The sequence below is a fragment of the Pseudomonas sp. PS01297 genome (assembly GCF_029959305.1).
GTDB classification, from domain to species: domain Bacteria; phylum Pseudomonadota; class Gammaproteobacteria; order Pseudomonadales; family Pseudomonadaceae; genus Aquipseudomonas; species Aquipseudomonas helleri.
Genome location: NZ_JASCPQ010000226.1, coordinates 1 through 283 on the forward strand (window position 1 = coordinate 1; position 283 = coordinate 283).

Sequence of the window (283 nt, forward strand, 5' to 3'; positions counted from 1 at the left end):
TGGGTGCACAGCTCAAGCACTTGGCGTTGGCCCAGCGCAGCTAGCCGCAGACTCGGGTGCAAGCTCACCACTGGTGGGTGGCAGGCCGTGAAGACGAGCGCCGGCTGCACGCGGCACACATCGGCGCGGGCGCCAGCCATGAGGTGCTGAGTGGCGGCCATTACGACTTGTTGCGCCATGCGCGATTGCTGGAGCAACTGGATGACCTGTTGGCTGTGCAGCTTGATCTGGCTTGATCGGGTGCGGAGCAAAAAATCGTTATCAAATATTAACTAAGTGATTG

Annotated in this window: 1 protein-coding gene; it reads left to right on the forward strand. The window is 59.7% G+C overall.

Translation table 11 applies throughout. From position 1 onward, the window contains the following. The first annotated feature begins 56 nt into the window (after positions 1-56). Positions 57-236, forward strand: a complete 180-nt coding sequence (locus tag QMX84_RS26395) for a hypothetical protein (protein WP_282365157.1) — start codon at positions 57-59, stop codon at positions 234-236. Positions 237-283: the final 47 nt, after the last annotated feature.